Here is a 17081-nt window from a genome sequence, read left to right as displayed (position 1 = left end):
CGCGTGTTGCGCGAACCAGATGCCACGCTGCGCAGCCGACAGCGGAAACGCTCCTTCCGGAGCACCGCTACTACCCGCTGCATGTCCCGACCCCAAGGGTTACTCCGTTCTCGAACGCGTGGCGACTGCCGCCTGTGTCTTTGGTGATTCGTAGCTCTCGGTCCCACGGACTGCGCCGCGGGCCGGTCTTCCGATGAACGCCATCACATGGACGGGCCTTGCCGGTTCGACGCTCGGCGCGGAACAGGGACGTGCCGAGCGCGGGACGACCTGCGCTGATCGAAGAGTTCCACCACACTCGGAGTCGATGTCCGACGATCGTCCGTAACCCGATTGCCTGCGACGCTGAACACTCCAAGGCCCTTACATCCCGAACTACTTGCGGTGAGCGGGTTCATACGTGGCTCCGTTCTCTCATCGATCCAACAAGCGGCCACCCAATCGGTGCTCGTCATCCTCCGAGTCGAGAGCCGAGTCTACGGCGCTGGTGAGGGAACGAAACATCGTCGCGATCATCGCTTCGGCCTCCTCTCGCTCGGTGGTGACAATTTCGGTTCGTACGGTTCCGCGGCAACGCCGGGAATTACATCGGTGTCAGATCCAGTACCGTTACCGGCGCTGGTGTGACGTACCCAACCCTCGATACTTCCAGAACCAGGCCCGAATTCGATCTTCGACGCGCTCATATTCAACAGGCAGAACCACATTCCGGGCGTTGCGTCCAACCGCTAGGCGGATACCGTACCGAGAGTCGGAATTTCGCTAGGTGTACAACTGTCGTATCCAGTTTCATGTTCCGCCTCCCGACTGTCTCCGTGCACGGTGCGGCCGATCCGGTGATCGACCGCGGCGTTGAACACCCACTGCCCCCCGCGACCGCAGTTTTTGCCAACCACCGTGTCTACCAAAGCCCCGCGCAGGTCTCAAAACGGCAAACACCCGAGGTTGCGCGCCGGGAATAACCGACCAGGCCCGTCACCCCTTCGCAACGAGCGGAATACTGGACGCCCGACCACCGCGGTGCGCGCCCCGGAAGGGCGGCAGATCGCCCGCTGACCAGCCACGGGAGGTACAGGCACCGCGGCGGCGAGCACCGGGCGAATCGACGACATTCCGGCCACATCCCAGCATGTGGAACGCTGTTCCGGGACCCGGCGACCTGGGTGTCCGATTGGTCGGAATTGCCGCGGCGCGACCGGGCGGAGCGGGACGGGAGATATGTCACATCGTCGCGCTTACAATGAAGGTAAGACTAACCTAAGCGTTGGCGCCCAAGGGTGCTCAGATCTTCGGGGTCGCCGCTCAGCGTCCGTGCCGCGCGAACCAGTCGAGCAGGGCGGGGTCGTCGACGGCGCTGCGGTCCACCGTGCGCCCCGCGTCCGCACCCTGGAAAATGCGCTTGAGAGGCACCTCGAGTTTCTTGCCGGTCCGGGTGTGCGGAATCCCCGGCGCCTCGATGATGTCGTCGGGCACGTGCCGCGGAGAGGCCTGCTCCCGGATCGCGCCGCGGATCCGCTGCTTCAGCGCGCCGTCGAGTACCGCACCCTCCGAGAGGACCACGAACAGCGGCATCCAGTATCCGCCGTCCGCCTGATCGACCCCGACGACGAGCGCCTCGGCGATCTCCGGGAGTTTCTCCACCACCTGGTAGATGTCGGCGCTGCCCATGCGAATTCCATTGCGGTTCAACGTCGAATCGGACCTTCCGTGCATGAGGACGGTCCCGCGACCGGTGATCGTGATCCAGTCACCGTGCCGCCACACTCCGGGGAACACCTCGAAATAGGCTTCGCGGTAACGCTTTCCGTCCGGATCGTTCCAGAACGACACCGGCATGGACGGCATCGGCGCCGTGACGACGAGTTCGCCCACCTCGTCTCGCACCGGCCGTCCCGACTCGTCGTACGCCTCGACCGCGACCCCGAGGCAGGGGGCGGACAGCTCCCCCGGCCAGACCGGAACGGTGCGCGCTCCCCCGATGAACGCCGACACCACGTCGGTCCCACCGGTGATCGACACGACGGGAACTCGGCGACCGACGTTCGCGGACAGCCACAGCGACGACGACGCCGGCAGCGTCGATCCGGTGACTCCCACCGCGCGCAGCGCGCTCAGATCGTGGTCGCGGACGGGGATCACTCCCGCCTTGTCGCACGCGAGTACGTAGCCGGGGCTGGTTCCCACCACTGTGACACCCAGACGTGACGCCAAGGCCCACAACGCATCCGGAGTCGGATGCGACGGGCTTCCGTCGTAGCAGACGATCGTGGCTCCCACCAGCAGGCCCGCCGTCTGGAAGTTCCACATCATCCAACTGGGGCTGGTGTACCAGAAAAATATGTCTTCGCGGCCGATGTCGAGCTGGAGCGCCAGCGACTTCACGTGTTCGAGGAGAACACCCCCGTGACCGTGCACGATGCCCTTCGGCAGGCCGGTGGTGCCCGAGGAGAACACCACCCACAACGGGTGGTCGAACGGGACGGGAACGGGCTCGAGTGCGCCGCCCGCGGCGGTGGCCTCCGCCCAGGTGACGCCGCCGTCGACGGCGGCGTCCGGGTCGAGGTGGGGCACCACCACCGTGAGGGCCGGCGACAGCCCGGCGCGCAGCTCGGCCACCGACCCCAGTCGGTCGTGTTCCTTGCCCCCGAACCGATACCCGTCCGCGGTGACCAGCGCCGCCGGTTCCAGTTGACCCAGCCGATCGAGCGCGGCCGGCGCGGAATAGTCCTGCCCGCACGCGGCCCACACGGCGCCGAGCGACGCCGTCGCGAGGAACGCGACGACCGCCTCGGGGATGTTCGGAAGGTAGCCGACCACGCGATCGCCGACCCCGACCCCGTGCTCGCGGAGCGTCGCGGCGAGTCCCGCCACCGCGGAACGTAACTCGTCCCATCCGAGGGAGGCGTCGGTGGAACCCTCACCCGCGGACAGGATCGCCGGACTGCCGGGGCGGGCATTCCGGAAGACGTGGTCGACGTAGTTGAGCGTCGCCCCCGGGAACCACACGGCGCCCGGCATCGCGGCGTCGGCGAGGGCGGGCCCGGGATCGGTGGCGGACCGGACGTCGAAGTAGTCCCACACGTCCTGCCAGAACTCCCCCGGCGCCGCCACCGACCAGCGCCACAGCGACCGGTAGTCGTCGACCGTGACGCTGTGGCGCCGGGCGACGAACGCGGCGAACTCGGTGATCACCGCGTCGCGCACGTCGGTTTCGGTGGGAACCCATTGCGGATCGGCAGCCATGGGCACCATCTTCCCCGAGAACGCGACCCGTCCGCGCTCTTTCGGCGCCTACCTCGACCTCAGACCGGCTTGTCCCCTGCCGAACCGGCCTGTGAGCGGCGCAGGATCGCCTCGGCGTGACGCAGGACCGGCGCGTCCACCATCTTTCCCTCGAACGCGAAGACCCCGCGCTGGTCGGCTACGGCGGCAAGCACCCGCGTCGCCCAGTCGACGTCCTCGTCGGACGGCGCGTACGCCTCGCGGATCACCGCCACCTGGCTCGGGTGGATGGCGACCTTGACGTCGAATCCGACGGCGACGGCGTCGAGCGCCTCGGTGCGCAACCCACCCAGGTCCTTGATGTCGAGGTAGACGGAGTCCAGCGCGAGCCGGTGATACCCCTTGGCCGCCAGCAGCGTCGACGATCGCACCTGGGTGGCGACGTCGCGGTAACTGCCGTCCTCGCGGCGGCTGGAGTTGCCGCCCATCGCGGCGACGAGGTCTTCGGCTCCCCACATCACAGCGATGGTGCTGGCCGCCAACGCGATCTCGGTGACCGCGAGCGCACCGAGCGGCGACTCGACCAGGGCGATCACCTCGCGCGGAGCCAGCGACAGCACCTGGTCGGCCGACTCGCACTTGGCCAGCATGAGCCGGGTGTAGCGGGTGCCGTCGAGCGCGAGCAGGTCGCGTTCGTGGTCTTCGGTGCCGACCGGGTTGACCCGCACGACGGTGCGATCGGGATCCAGCGGGGTGTCGATGAGGGCGACCCGGGCCGCCTCCTTGTCGCCGGGCGCCACCCCGTCCTCGAGGTCGAGGATCACGACGTCGGCGGCCGCGGCCGCTTTCGCATACCGTTCGGGCCGGTCGGCCGGGCAGAACAACCAGGCGGGACCGGGCAGTTCCCAGCTCACGACGGCTTCTTCTGGACGAGGGTCTTGCGGACCGCGATCGCCACCACATCGCCGTTCTGGTTGCGGCCGGTGTGCTCGAGCGTGACGATGCCCTCGCCGGGACGGCTCTTCGATTCGCGCTTGTCCGCGATCTTCGTCTCCGCGTACAGCGTGTCCCCGTGGAACAACGGCTTCGGGAAACTGATCTCCGAGAACCCCAGGTTCGCGACGATGGTCCCCTGCGTCAGCTGCGCCACCGACAGCCCGACCAGCGTCGACAGGGTGAACATCGAGTTGACGAGACGCTGACCGAACTGGGTGCCCTCGCTGTACGCGGCATCGAGATGCAGAGCCTGGGTGTTCATCGTCTGCGTCGTGAACAGGACGTTGTCGGCCTCGGTGACGGTTCGGCCGGGACGGTGCTCGTACACCGCGCCGAGCTCGAACTCCTCGAACCACAGGCCGCGCTGGACGATCCGTGTCGCGTGGTCGGATTCGGTCACAGTCCCGCCTCCCGTGCGATGAGCATCAGCTGCACCTCGGTGGTGCCTTCGCCGATCTCCAGGATCTTGCTGTCGCGGTAGTGCCGCGCCACGGTGTACTCGTTCATGAATCCGTAGCCGCCGTGAATCTGGGTGGCATCCCGGGCGTTGTCCATCGCGGCCTCGGAGGCGACGAGCTTGGCGATGGCGGCCTGCTTCTTGAACGGCTTGCCCGACAGCATCCGGGCTGCGGCGTCGTAGTACGCCGTGCGCGCGGTGTGGGCTCGTGCCTCCATGCGGGCGATCTTGAACGCGATGGCCTGGTTGTGCCCGATGGGCCGCCCGAACGCCTCTCGTTCCTTGGCGTACTTGACCGACTCGTCGACGCACCCCTGGGCGGCGCCGACGCTGAGCGCGGCGATGGCGATGCGGCCCTCGTCGAGGATCCGCAGGAAGTTCGCGTACCCGCGACCGCGCTCACCGAGCAGGTTCTCCTCGGGAACGCGCACGTCCGAGAATGTCAGCGGGTGGGTGTCGGAGGCGTTCCAGCCGACCTTGTTGTACGCCGGTTCGGCGGTGAAGCCCGGCGTCGACGTCGGCACGAGGATGGTGGAGATCTCCTTCTTGCCGTCCTTCGTCCCGGTCACCGCGGTGACGGTGACGAGCTTGGTGATATCGGTTCCGGAGTTGGTGATGAACTGCTTGTTGCCGTTGATGATCCATTCGCCGCTGTCGAACTTCGCGGTGGTCTTCGTTCCGCCGGCGTCGCTACCCGCACCCGGTTCGGTGAGCCCGAACGCGGCCAGGCTCTTGCCGCTCGTCAGCTGCGGCAGCCATTCCTGCTTCTGCTCCTCGTTGCCGAACCGGTAGATCGGCATCGCACCCAGCGACACTCCGGCTTCCAGGGTGATCGCGACGCTCTGGTCGACCTTGCCGAGTTCTTCGAGTGCCAGGCACAGGGCGAAGTAGTCGCCGCCCATTCCGCCGTACTCCTCGGGGAACGGCAGGCCGAACAGGCCCATGTCGGCCATCCCGGACACCACCTCGTACGGGAAGGTGTGGTTGGCGTCGTGTTCCGCCGCGACCGGTGCCACCACGTTCTTGGCGAAGTCGGCGACGGTCTTCGCCAATTGCTGGTACTCGTCCGGAAGCTGTCCGGTGGCAAGGAATTCGGTCATGACGCGTCTTCTTTCGTGTCGGTGGGGTCGGTGTGCGGGGTGACGCGGGCGAGCAGTTGGTCGACCATCACCTGGTCACCGGGTGCGACGAGGATGTCGACGACGCCGTCGACGGGCGCGGTGAGCGCATGCTCCATCTTCATCGCCTCGACGACGACGAGCGTCTGGCCTGCGGTGACGTGCGCGCCCGCCTCGGCACCGACCGCGATGACGGATCCGGGCATGGGGCTGGTGATCTCGGCCTCCCCGGCGTGGACGTCGCCGGTGCGGACACTGAGTTCACGGACCTCACGCAGCATCGTCGTGCCGTCGGTCCCGGCGAGCCAGATGTGCCCGTCGGTCTGGGCCACCCGGTACGTCTCGCGCCTGCCGTCGATCACCACCGACAGCGTGGTTCCGTCGAGCGCCGCGGTCAACGACAGGGTGTCGCCGTCCTCGACCTGCGCGGTGGCGTCGGTCGGGCTGCCGGTGATCCGGACGTGGTCGGTGCGGGTGGCGGACGACAACCGGATGCTGGTGGGCGCGGGCGTCCCGACCCGCCAGCCGCTCGGGACGTCCCACGGATCGGCCACGGCGAGGTCGGGCCAGCGCTGCAGCCACCGGTACGCGGCGGCGGCGATCAGGGCGGCATCGGTGGCCTCCGCGGCGACGAAATCCTCGAGCCGCCGGTCGAGCAGACCGGTGTCGAGGGTGCCCGCCACCACGTCGGGGTCGGCGAGCAGGAAGCGCGCGAACTCGATGTTGGTGACCACTCCCAGCACCCCGGTCCCGGCCAGCGCCCGGTCCAGTTTCCGCAGCGCGCCGGCGCGGTCGTCGGCGTGGGCGATGACCTTCGCCAGCATCGGGTCGTAATCGCTGCCCACCACCGTGCCGGGCTGCAGCCCGGAGTCGACGCGGACACCCGGACCTTCCGGTTCGACGACGTCGGCCACGAGGCCGCCGGTGGGCAGGAAGCCGCGACTCGGGTCCTCGGCGTAGACGCGGGCCTCGATGGCGTGACCGGTGAGGGTGATGTCGTCCTGGGTGAAACCGAGCCGCTCACCGGCGGCCACTCGCACCTGCCACTCGACGAGGTCCAGGCCCGTGACGAGTTCGGTGACCGGGTGCTCGACCTGCAGCCGGGTGTTCATCTCCATGAAGAAGAACTCGTCGGGCGTGTCCGCGGAGACGATGAACTCGACCGTTCCCGCTCCGGAGTAGTCGACGGAGCGCGCGGTGTTGCAGGCGGCCTCGCCGATCCGGGCCCGGGTCGCCTCGTCCAGCAGCGGCGACGGCGCCTCCTCGATGACCTTCTGGTGCCGGCGCTGCAGACTGCATTCACGCTCACCGAGATGGACCACGTTGCCGTGCCCGTCCGCGAGGATCTGCACCTCGATGTGCCGGGGCCGCAACACGAATCGCTCCAGGAACAGGGTGTCGTCGCCGAACGCCGACGCCGCCTCCCGTCGTGCGCTGCGCAGCGCCTCGGCCAGGGCGCCCGGCTCCTCCACCAGCCGCATGCCCTTGCCGCCGCCACCCGCCGACGGCTTGACGAGCACCGGGTAGCCGATGTCTCCTGCGGCCGCGATCAGTTCGTCGTCGGACAGGCCCGGCCGGGCGATGCCGGGGACGACGGGCACGTCGAACTTCGCCACCGCGTTCTTGGCGGTGATCTTGTCGCCCATCACCTCGATGGCGTGAGCGGACGGGCCGAGGAACGCGATCCCGGCGTCCGCGCAGGCCCCGGCGAACTTCGAGTTCTCCGACAGGAACCCGTAACCGGGATGGATCCCCTGCGCGCCGGTGGCCTGCGCCGCCGCGATCACCTTCTCGATGACGAGGTAACTCTCCCGGGCCGCGGCCGGACCGAGCAGCACCGCGGTGTCCGCCTCACGGACGTGCCGCGCGTCCCGGTCCGCTTCACTGAAGACGGCGACGGACCGGATGCCCATGGCCCGCAGGGTGCGGATCACGCGCACCGCGATCTCGCCGCGGTTGGCCACCAGGACGGTATCTATCCGAGTCATTTCAGTCATTCCACTCACATCCGGAAAACGCCGTAGGAGACCGGCTCGACCGGTGCGTTCGCACACACCGAGAGCGCCAGTCCGAGAACAGTTCTGGTGTCGGCGGGGTCGATGATGCCGTCGTCCCACAGCCTGGCGGTCGAGTAGTACGGGTTGCCCTGCGCCTCGTACTGCTCGCGGATCGGCGCCTTGAACGCCTCCTCGTCCTCGGCCGACCACGGGTTGCCCGCGCTGTCGAGTTGCTCGCTGCGCACCGTCGAGAGCACCGACGCCGCCTGCTCCCCGCCCATCACGGAGATCCGGGCGTTCGGCCACATCCACAGGAACCGCGGCGAGTACGCCCGCCCGCACATCGAGTAGTTGCCCGCACCGTAGGAGCCGCCGATCACCACGGTCAGCTTCGGCACCCGCGCACACGCCACCGCGGTCACCATCTTCGCGCCGTGCTTGGCGATGCCACCCGCCTCGTAGTCGCGACCGACCATGAAGCCCGCGATGTTCTGCAGGAACAGCAGCGGAGTCTTGCGTTTGTCGCACAGTTCGATGAAATGCGCACCCTTCATCGCGGACTCGGCGAACAGCACCCCGTTGTTGGCGACGATGCCGACCGGGTGGCCCTCGATGTGCGCGAAACCGGTGACCAGCGTCTTGCCGTACTCCGCCTTGAACTCCTGGAAGGTGCCGCCGTCGACGATGCGGCCGATGACCTCGTGGACGTCGTAGGGGGTGCGCGGGTCGGTGGGGACAACGTCGTAGAGGTCGGTCTGCTGCGCCGACGCGGGGACGGCGCTGATCACGTCCCACGGACGCTCGGCGCGCGGGCCGAGGGTCGCGACGATGTTCCGCACGATCCGCAGCGCGTCCTGATCGTCCTCCGCGAGGTGGTCGGTGACACCGGAAACCTTCGAGTGCAGATCGCCGCCGCCGAGTTCCTCCGCGGTCACGACCTCACCGGTGGCCGCCTTCACCAGCGGCGGGCCACCCAGGAAGATGGTGCCCTGGTTGCGGACGATGACGGCCTCGTCGCTCATGGCGGGCACGTACGCGCCGCCTGCGGTGCAGGAGCCGAGGACCGCCGCGATCTGCGGGATCCCGGCCGCGCTCATCGTCGCCTGGTTGTAGAAGATCCGCCCGAAGTGCTCGCGGTCGGGGAACACCTCGTCCTGCCGCGGCAGGAACGCGCCACCGGAGTCGACGAGGTAGATGCACGGCAGCTGGTTCTGCAGCGCGATCTCCTGCGCCCGCAGGTGCTTCTTCACCGTCATCGGATAGTAGGTGCCGCCCTTGACGGTCGCGTCGTTGGCGACGATCACGCATTCCCGGCCGGACACCCGGCCGATGCCGGCGATCACACCCGCCCCGGGGCATTCGTCGTCGTAGAGGCCGTTCGCCGCGAGCGGCGAGATCTCCAGGAACGGACTACCGGGATCGAGCAGCGTGTCCACCCGATCGCGCGGCAGCAGCTTGCCTCGGCTGACGTGCCGCTCGCGCGACTTCTCGCTGCCGCCGAGCGCGGCCACGGCCAGCCGCGACTTCAACTCGTCGACCAATTTCGTGTGCTCTGCCCGGTAGCCCTCCCGTGCAGTGGTTCCGCCCAGTGCCATCCTGCCGCCTTCTCGTCTTGACGCCCGTGCCGAGTGAGTTAATCCTCGATAACTGAAACTAAGATAACTGTGATTAACTGAGTTGTCCAGACCGCACCCCGGGAAAGAGCAAGACGATGACTGCAGACGTCGACGGCACCGAAGCCCCGACCCCGAACATCGACGGCGCCCCGATCACGCGCCGCGAGCAGATGAAGGCGGATCGCCGCCGCCAGCTGCTCGATGCCGCCGCCCGCCTCATCGCCGAACGGGGCTTCCTCGGGGTCCGCCTCGAGGATCTCGGTTCCGCGGCGGGAATCAGCGGCCCCGCCGTGTACCGGCACTTCCCCAACAAGGACGCCGTCCTCGTCGAACTGCTCGTCGGGATCAGTACGCGACTGTTCGAAGGCGGGTCGCTCGTCGCCGCGGAGGCAACGTCCCCGGACGCGGCACTGGAAGGTCTGATCGACTTCCATCTCGACTTCGCACTCGGGGAACCCGACCTCATTCGCATCCAGGACCGAGACCTGGAGAGCCTGCCTGTCGACGCGCGCCGGGAGGTCCGGCAAACGCAGCGGCGTTACGTGGAGATCTGGGTGAAGGTGCTTCTGCAGGTGGATTCGTCGCTGGACGAGACGGATGCCCGCACCAAGGCGCACGCCACGTTCGGGCTCATCAACTCGACCCCGCACAGTGCGGACCCCGCCACCCCGTCGCGTACCCGGAAAGTGCTGCGCGACATGACCTTCTCATGCCTGCGGCCCGTGAGTACTTCTTAACCACGGGCGGTTGAGAAGTACTCACGGGCCGCAAGGCACTGCCGGGTATCTACACCCTGTTCTTACTCGTCATCGCGGTGTATCCGAGCGTCAGCACGGCCGCTGCGGCGATGCTGATGACCCACCGGATCCAGTCGATCCCTCCGGTGTCTCCCTTGTCGAGGAGCCCCTCCCACACCCAGTACCCGATCAGCGCGCCGATGACGCCGAGGACGACGGTGATGACCCATCCCATCGCCTGCTTTCCCGGAATCACGAGACGCGCCAGAACGCCGATGACCGCACCGAAGATGATGGTGCCGATGATGTCCATAACCATGGCCCTTGTCCTCTCAACACGCAATTCATGGTGCGAGCGGAAGGTCACCGCTCATTTCGAACATAACCACCTGGACAGCTGTTCGACAGGGCTTCGGCAAATCGTTGCCAAAAGGTTTACGCAGTGTACTACCGCGAAAACCCCGGTTCAGCGGATGCCCTGCCGCCGCAGTGCGACGGACACGGCCGCGGCCCGGGTGTCGACACCGAGCTTCGAGTAGATGTGAGCGAGGTGCGTCTTGACCGTCGCCTCGCTGATGAACAGGGCCTTGCCGAGTTCCTTGTTCGTCATTCCCTTGGCCAGCAGGGTCAGCAATTCGGCCTCCCGCGGCGTGAGTGCCTCCTCGGGACGCTGCATCTGCTGCAGCAGTCGCGACGCGACGGGCGGCGACAGCACACTCTGGCCGGCCGCCGCGCCGCGGACGGCGGCGAAGATCTCCTGGGGCGTCGAGTCCTTGAGGAGGTATCCGATGGCACCGGCGTCGATGGCGCGGACGACGTCGGCGTCCGTGTCGTAGGTCGTGAACACCAGCACCGGCAGGGTGCGGTCGACCTGCCGGATCCGGCGGATGGCCTCCACCCCGTCGATGCCCGATCCCAGCGCGAGGTCCATCGTCACGAGCCGCGGCCGGGAGGTGGTCACGGCGTCGACCGCCTCCTCCCCCGTGCCCGCCTCGGCGATCACCTCGATGTCCGGCTGGGAGTCGAGCAGCGCCCGCAGTCCGGCGCGCACGACCGCGTGATCGTCGACCAGCAGCACGGTCACGGTTGTCATCCCGAGACCCCTCTCACGCACGGTATCTGGGCGGCCACCACGGTGCCCTCGCCCGGTGCGCTCTCGACGGTGAACTTGCCGCCGAGTTGCTCGACGCGACTGCGCATCGCACGCAGGCCGTATCCGCCGCGGTCCGTGGGAGGTGCGGTGGGCGCGGGGTCGAAACCGGCGCCGTCGTCGTAGATGTCGAGTGCGACGGCGTCCGGAAGATACGTCAGGGTGACACCCACGGTCTCGGCCCGGGCGTGCCGGGTGATGTTGGAGACCGCGCTCTGGGTGATCCGCAGCAGCGCATGCGCCACCTCCGCCGGTATCGCGATCGGAGTCCCCACGATCCGGAGTTCCGCCCGCGGGTGGTGGGAGCGCGCGGCGGCGAGCAGTGCCGCGTCGATCGGCTGGGATTCCAGGTTGGGCGCCGCGAGATGGTGCACGAGACTGCGTGTTTCCGCCAGGTTCTCACGCAAGGTCCCGGTCGCCACACGAACGTCCTCGCGGGCCCGTGCCTCCGCCCGAGGATCTGCCTGCGCCCAGATCTGCTCGGCCGCCTCGAGCCGGAGGAGGCTGCTCGTCAGTCCCTGCGTCACGGTGTCGTGGATCTCGCGGGCCAGCCGCTCGCGTTCGGCGAGGACCCCCGCCTCCCGCTCGGTCTCCGCGAGCCGGGACCGCGTCTCCGCGACCTGACGGAGCAGGCGCACCCGCTCCCGGCCGTCCCGCTCGATCTGGCTGTACGCCATGACGATCAGCGCCCCGGTACACAGTGGTCCCACCAGCACCGCCCATTCGGTACGCCCGGAGAACGTGAAGAACGCCACCGACGTGAGCACGGCGAGAACACCGACGACGGGATACGCGATGCGGCTCGGGTAGGCCCTCGTGCAGAGGAAGAACATGGGAAACGCGCACCACGCGAAACTCGGGGCGAGCCAGACGAGTACCGCCCACGTCGTCAGGACCGGCCACACCCACGGCTCCCACGCCCCGCCCCGTCGCGCCACCACCACGGTCGACGCGTACAGCGCGGCGAGCGCCGCGATCAACGCGACCACGACGACGAACTGCCCGCTGACACCGTGGTACGTGAGGTACCGCGCCGTCGACGTCGCGAGGAGGACGTAGAAGGAGACGTGGATGGCAGTACCGAGCGGGCCGCGCAGACCCTCGCCGTCCGGCCTGTCCACTCCGTCCGCGCGTCCAGTCACGTCTTCGGATCCTACGGACCCGCGGCAGGTCGCGGATCCACCGTTCGGATGATCTGCCGGTGCCGAACGGATGAGTCCGGGAGCGCCGTCGGCCCGATGCGGTGACCGGTGCCCGCGGGCCAGGCTGGACACGTCAGCTCGCCCTCCCCCGAAAGGCCTCCCGATGCGCACCTTCCACCGCCTGCCCCGCATTCTGGCGATCACCGTCCCGCTGGCCGCGATCGTCGCGACCGCCGCGTGCGGATCGTCCGCGACGGACGCGGCGACGGCGGCGTCGACGCCGGTCGCGACCGCCGCCGCACCCGCTCCGGTCGACGGCGCGGACGGCGTCGTGAGCCAGAACCGTCTCGGTGTCGGGGCCGCGCAGACCGCCGCGCAGGCAGCACTCGCGAAGTGCCAGGCCGACGGACTCGGCTTCGTCACCGTGTCGGTGGTCGACCGGAGCGGCAACGTGCAGGCCATGCTGCGGGGGGACAATGCGGCGCAGCACACCGTGGAGGCGGCCCGGCAGAAGGCGTACACCGCTGCCGCGTTCGGCGCGAACACCAGTGACCTGAGCGAACGGGCCAAGGGCGACGGCGCGACGGTCGCCGACCTTCCCGGCACGTTGTTCCTCGCCGGCGGTGTGAGCGTGAAATCGCCGAACGGGTCGATCGCGGGTATCGGCGTCGGCGGCGCCCCCGACGGCATGCGGGATCAGGCCTGCGCGGCCGCCGGCCTCGACGCGATCGCCGGAACGCTGGGCTGACGAGCCGCCCGGGGGACGGTCAGGCCTGCCCGATCAACGACAGGGACTGCTCCCGCATCTCGACCTTGCGCACCTTGCCCGTCACCGTCATCGGGAACTCGTCCACGACATGCACGTACTTGGGGATCTTGTAGTGGGCGAGTTTGCCGGTGCAGAATTCGCGCACCTTCGCCGCGTCCAGGGGTTCGGTGTCTTCCTTCATCCGCACCCACACCATCAGTTCCTCGCCGTACTTGGCGTCCGGCACCCCGATCACCTGAGCGTCGAGGATGTCGGGATGGGTGTAGAGGAACTCCTCGATCTCCCGGGGGTAGACGTTCTCGCCGCCGCGGATCACCATGTCCTTGATCCGTCCGGTGATCGCGACGTACCCGTCGCAGTCCATCACGCCGATGTCGCCGGTGTGCATCCACCGTCCGGCGTCGATCGCCTCCGCCGTCTTCTCCGGGTTGTTCCAGTACCCGAGCATCACCGAGTACCCGCGGGTGCACAGCTCCCCCGGCTCGCCCCGCGGCACGGTCAACCCTGTTGCCGGATCCACGATCTTGATTTCGAGGTGCGGGCCGACCCGGCCGACCGTCGACACCCGCTGATCGATGGTGTCGTTCGACCGCGTCTGCAGCGACACCGGCGACGTCTCGGTCATCCCGTAGCAGATCGAGACCTCGGCCATCCCCATCAGTTCGATGACGTGTTTCATCACCTCCACCGGGCAGGGCGATCCGGCCATGATCCCGGTCCGCAGACTGGACAGGTCGTAGGAGTCGAAGTCGTGGTCGGCGAGTTCGGCGATGAACATCGTCGGCACCCCGTACAGCGACGTGCACTTCTCCGCCTCGACGGCCTGCAGCGTCGCCTTCGGGTCGAACGACCGGCCCGGAATCACCATGGTGGCACCGTGACTCGTGCACGCGAGGTTGCCCATGACCATGCCGAAGCAGTGGTAGAAGGGCACCGGGATGCAGACACGGTCGTTCTCGGTGTAGTGGCACAGCTCGCCGACGAAGTATCCGTTGTTGAGGATGTTGTGGTGGCTGAGCGTCGCACCCTTCGGGAACCCGGTTGTCCCCGAGGTGTATTGGATGTTGATCGGGTCGTCGGGCGACAGCGCGGCCTGCGCCGCGGGCAGCCGGGCCGGGTCCGCCGCGTGCGCGGCCATGCCGTCCGACGCCAGCCTGCTCCACTCGGCACTCCCGAGCAGCACGACCATCTCGACGTCGCCGCACTCGGGCCGGACCTCCTCGATCATCGCCGCGTAGTCGGACGACTTGAACTGCGGAGCCGACACCAGCAGCCGGATCCCGGCCTGGTCGAGCACGTACTTCAATTCGTGCGCCCGGTAGGCGGGGTTGATGTTGACGAGGATCGCGCCGATCTTCGCGGTCGCGTACTGGATCAGCGTCCATTCCGGGCAGTTCGGCGCCCAGATCCCGACCCGGTCGCCCTTGACGATGCCCCGCTTCAGCAACCCCGCCGCCACCGCGTCGACGTCCCGCTTCAGCTCGGCGTACGTCCACCGCCGCCCCGACGGCCGGTCGACGAGGGCGTCACGGTCGGCGTGCGCCGCCACGGTCCGGTCGAAGTTGTCTCCGATGGTGTCGCCGAGCATCGGGGCGTCCCACACGCCGTGGGTGTAGCTGGGGAGCGGGGTTGTCATCACTCTTCCTCTCCAGGAGCCCGTTCGGGCGCCTACGGGACGGGCAGACCGGAAGGCCCTTCCGCGGTCGAACTTACTCTTGGTTGTTGTGATCCAGGGCATACTGCACGGCGAGGGGTGCCGGTAACTGTGCGAAGTCCGGACACCCCTCGCCTGCGCCGTCAGAGCGCGTCGTCTTTCGTTTCCACCAGGGCCTTCGTGCACACCAGGCTCACCACGCCGAGGACTGCGAGCAGCACGCCGATCGCGGCGCTGCCGTACGCGGACGCCAGGGGCGCGGCGATCAGCGGCGGCACCGCGCCGCCGAGCACACCGGCGAGGTTGTAGCCGAGGCCCGCGCCGGTGTACCGGTACCGCGTCTGGAACATCTCCGGAAGCAGGGCGCCGCAGGGACCGTAAGCGACGCCGAAGATGGCGAGCGTGACCATCACACCGATCGTGAACGCGACGGGAGAACCCGTGTCGAGCAGCGGGAACAGCGCGAGCGCCCACACGACGGCCAGCCCGCAGGAGATCATGATGACCCGTCGACGTCCGATCCGGTCGGAGTAGAGCGCGGAGACGACGATGGTGAATCCGAAGACCACCGCCGACGCGATCCCGACCGTCAGCACGAACGGGCGGCTGAACCCGAGGGTCTTTGTGCCGTAGCTGGTGAGAAACGCTGTGCCCATGTAGAAGAACGCGAACAGGGTGGCCAGCGCGCCGGCCGAGAGCAGGATCTCCTTGGTCTGGTACCGCCAGGCGTCCATCAGCGGGAGGGTCCGCGGGGCCGCGCCGGCCCGGTCGGCCTGCTGAGCGGCACGGAACACCGGCGTCTCCTCGATCGCCAGGCGCATGTAGAGACCGATTCCGACGAGGACGGCACTGAACAGGAAGGGAATCCGCCACCCGTAGTCGAGGAAGACCTCGTTGGTATCGCCGAGCAGGCTGCCGGTGACGAGGAACGTGGCGCTGGAGAGGATGAAGGCCACCGCCGGCCCGAGTTGCGGGAACATCGCGTAGAGGCCACGTTTGCCCGGGGGCGCGTACTCCGCCGTCAACAGCGTGGCACCCGCCCACTCGCCGCCGACGGCGAATCCCTGCCCGAAACGCAGTAGCACCAACAGGATCGGGGCGGCGACGCCGATGGTCGCGGCCCCGGGCAGCAGGCCGATGAGGAAGGTCGAGACGCCCATCAGGATGAGCGTCGAGATCAGGGTCTTCTTCCGTCCGATCCGGTCACCGTAGTGGCCGAACAGCATCGCGCCCACCGGCCGGGCGACGAAGGCCACGGCGAACGTCGCGAAGGAGGCGACGGTGCCCGCGGTGGAGCCGAGGGCGGGAAAGAACACCGTGGGGAACACCAGGGCTGCGGCGGTGCCGTAGATGAAGAAGTCGTAGAACTCGATGGTCGTTCCGATGCCACTGGCAATGGCGACCTTGCGGACACTGGTACCGCCCTGTCGCACCGGTGTGGGGGCGTGGGGGACGCCCGCACCCGAGTTGGAGACTGTGGTCACTCGATTCCTCCGTGGTCCGTGGGGAACGCCCTGGTGGGCGTATCCCGGATGAGAGGAAAAGTAGTGATCCGGCTCACTGCGTCACCACCCCCGAATAGGGGGGTGGTGACGCGGCTCACGTCACTCGGTGGCGCCGGACGCGCCGATCAGCTCCCTGCGCAGCTCGCTCCACACGGTGGCGTACGAGTCGATCACCGGCTCGGAGATCCACTTCGTCTCCCCCGCGGCCACCTTCGCGAGAGCGTCGGCGAACAGGTCCTGGTAGCGGGACAACCGGGGCACGAACGCCGACAGGTCGTCGAACACGACCGACGCCCGGCGGTCCAGGTCGGCCAGCTGATCGGCGTCGGCCGTGTCGATCAGTCCGACGAACTCCTCGTGGAACGGCACGAAGCTCTCGTACACCTCGGCGATGGAATCCTCGTCGATGGACACCCGCTCGGCGTCGAGTTGGTCCTCGAGCTCCGACAGTCCGGCGTCGGTGAGCGCGATCCGGCCGTCCGAGGCTTCCTGCGCCTTGCCCTGGGTCAGCAGCGCGTCGTAGGCGGCCTGCGCGGACGCGGCGCTCACACCGAGATGCTCGGCCAGAACCGCGGCGCTGACCTGCTCTTTCAACCGGACCGCCTGCAGCAGGGCCAACTCGTCCACATTGCCAGCGAAGGCCATAGATCTCTCCTCGTCACGCCCCGTCCAGGGCGGTTCTCCGCAGGCCCGGTCGGACCTGCCGCCCTTTAGATAA

Annotated in this window: 14 protein-coding genes; 2 read left to right on the top strand and 12 right to left on the bottom strand. The window is 68.2% G+C overall.

Going from position 1 to position 17081, the window contains the following annotated elements:
- Positions 1 to 1302 precede the first annotated feature (1302 nt).
- From ROP_RS30570 to ROP_RS30545, 6 genes are read right to left on the bottom strand one after another with little or no spacing between them, the layout of a single operon-like run.
- Positions 1303 to 3243 (bottom strand): acetoacetate--CoA ligase, encoded by a 1941-nt coding sequence (locus tag ROP_RS30570; protein WP_015889889.1) that lies wholly within the window; start codon positions 3241 to 3243, stop codon positions 1303 to 1305.
- Between the two features lie 59 nt (positions 3244 to 3302).
- Entirely contained in the window at positions 3303 to 4136 is an 834-nt protein-coding gene (locus ROP_RS30565; protein ID WP_015889888.1) for an HpcH/HpaI aldolase/citrate lyase family protein, read from the bottom strand.
- A complete protein-coding gene (locus ROP_RS30560; RefSeq protein WP_015889887.1) occupies positions 4133 to 4618 on the bottom strand; it encodes a MaoC family dehydratase in 486 nt (161 codons plus the stop codon). The genes ROP_RS30565 and ROP_RS30560 overlap by 4 nt, the downstream gene beginning before the upstream one ends.
- Positions 4615 to 5775 carry an acyl-CoA dehydrogenase family protein gene (locus ROP_RS30555; protein ID WP_005253824.1) on the bottom strand — a complete coding sequence of 387 codons (1161 nt, stop codon included), beginning with the start codon at positions 5773 to 5775 and terminating at the stop codon, positions 4615 to 4617. Before ROP_RS30555 ends, ROP_RS30560 begins: the two co-directional genes overlap by 4 nt.
- Positions 5772 to 7781, bottom strand: a complete 2010-nt coding sequence (locus ROP_RS30550) for an acetyl/propionyl/methylcrotonyl-CoA carboxylase subunit alpha (protein ID WP_015889886.1) — start codon at positions 7779 to 7781, stop codon at positions 5772 to 5774. The genes ROP_RS30555 and ROP_RS30550 overlap by 4 nt, the downstream gene beginning before the upstream one ends.
- A 14-nt stretch (positions 7782 to 7795) precedes the next feature.
- On the bottom strand, positions 7796 to 9385 hold the full coding sequence (locus ROP_RS30545; protein WP_015889885.1) for a carboxyl transferase domain-containing protein: 1590 nt from the start codon (positions 9383 to 9385) through the stop codon (positions 7796 to 7798).
- Between the two features lie 116 nt (positions 9386 to 9501).
- Here ROP_RS30545 and ROP_RS30540 point away from each other — a divergent pair, with 116 nt between their 5' ends.
- Positions 9502 to 10143, top strand: coding sequence for an SACE_7040 family transcriptional regulator (locus ROP_RS30540; protein WP_015889884.1), 642 nt, complete (start codon positions 9502 to 9504; stop codon positions 10141 to 10143).
- A gap of 49 nt (positions 10144 to 10192) precedes the next feature.
- Here the strand turns inward: ROP_RS30540 and ROP_RS30535 are convergent, their stop codons facing one another.
- The 3 genes from ROP_RS30535 to ROP_RS30525 all read right to left on the bottom strand — a co-directional run bounded on the left by ROP_RS30535 (position 10193) and on the right by ROP_RS30525 (position 12435).
- A complete protein-coding gene (locus tag ROP_RS30535; protein WP_043825625.1) occupies positions 10193 to 10462 on the bottom strand; it encodes a GlsB/YeaQ/YmgE family stress response membrane protein in 270 nt (89 codons plus the stop codon).
- 147 nt (positions 10463 to 10609) lie between these two features.
- On the bottom strand, positions 10610 to 11236 hold the full coding sequence (locus tag ROP_RS30530; protein ID WP_015889882.1) for a response regulator: 627 nt from the start codon (positions 11234 to 11236) through the stop codon (positions 10610 to 10612).
- Positions 11233 to 12435 (bottom strand): sensor histidine kinase, encoded by a 1203-nt coding sequence (locus ROP_RS30525; protein ID WP_015889881.1) that lies wholly within the window; start codon positions 12433 to 12435, stop codon positions 11233 to 11235. The genes ROP_RS30530 and ROP_RS30525 overlap by 4 nt, the downstream gene beginning before the upstream one ends.
- 163 nt (positions 12436 to 12598) lie before the next feature.
- Between ROP_RS30525 and ROP_RS30520 the strand changes: the two genes are divergently transcribed.
- Positions 12599 to 13183, top strand: coding sequence for a GlcG/HbpS family heme-binding protein (locus tag ROP_RS30520; protein ID WP_015889880.1), 585 nt, complete (start codon positions 12599 to 12601; stop codon positions 13181 to 13183).
- A gap of 19 nt (positions 13184 to 13202) precedes the next feature.
- On the opposite strand, the gene ROP_RS30515 is transcribed toward ROP_RS30520, so the two are convergent.
- The 3 genes from ROP_RS30515 to ROP_RS30505 all read right to left on the bottom strand — a co-directional run bounded on the left by ROP_RS30515 (position 13203) and on the right by ROP_RS30505 (position 17008).
- Entirely contained in the window at positions 13203 to 14840 is a 1638-nt protein-coding gene (locus tag ROP_RS30515; RefSeq protein ID WP_015889879.1) for an AMP-binding protein, read from the bottom strand.
- A gap of 161 nt (positions 14841 to 15001) precedes the next feature.
- Positions 15002 to 16342, bottom strand: coding sequence for an MFS transporter (locus tag ROP_RS30510; protein ID WP_015889878.1), 1341 nt, complete (start codon positions 16340 to 16342; stop codon positions 15002 to 15004).
- Between the two features lie 120 nt (positions 16343 to 16462).
- Positions 16463 to 17008: a hypothetical protein gene (locus ROP_RS30505; RefSeq protein WP_015889877.1), complete on the bottom strand. Its 546-nt coding sequence runs from the start codon at positions 17006 to 17008 to the stop codon at positions 16463 to 16465.
- Positions 17009 to 17081 lie beyond the last annotated feature (73 nt).

This window comes from Rhodococcus opacus B4 (assembly GCF_000010805.1).
Classification (GTDB): Bacteria; Actinomycetota; Actinomycetes; order Mycobacteriales; family Mycobacteriaceae; genus Rhodococcus_F; species Rhodococcus_F opacus_C.
This window is presented reverse-complemented; position numbering and strand designations above follow the sequence as displayed.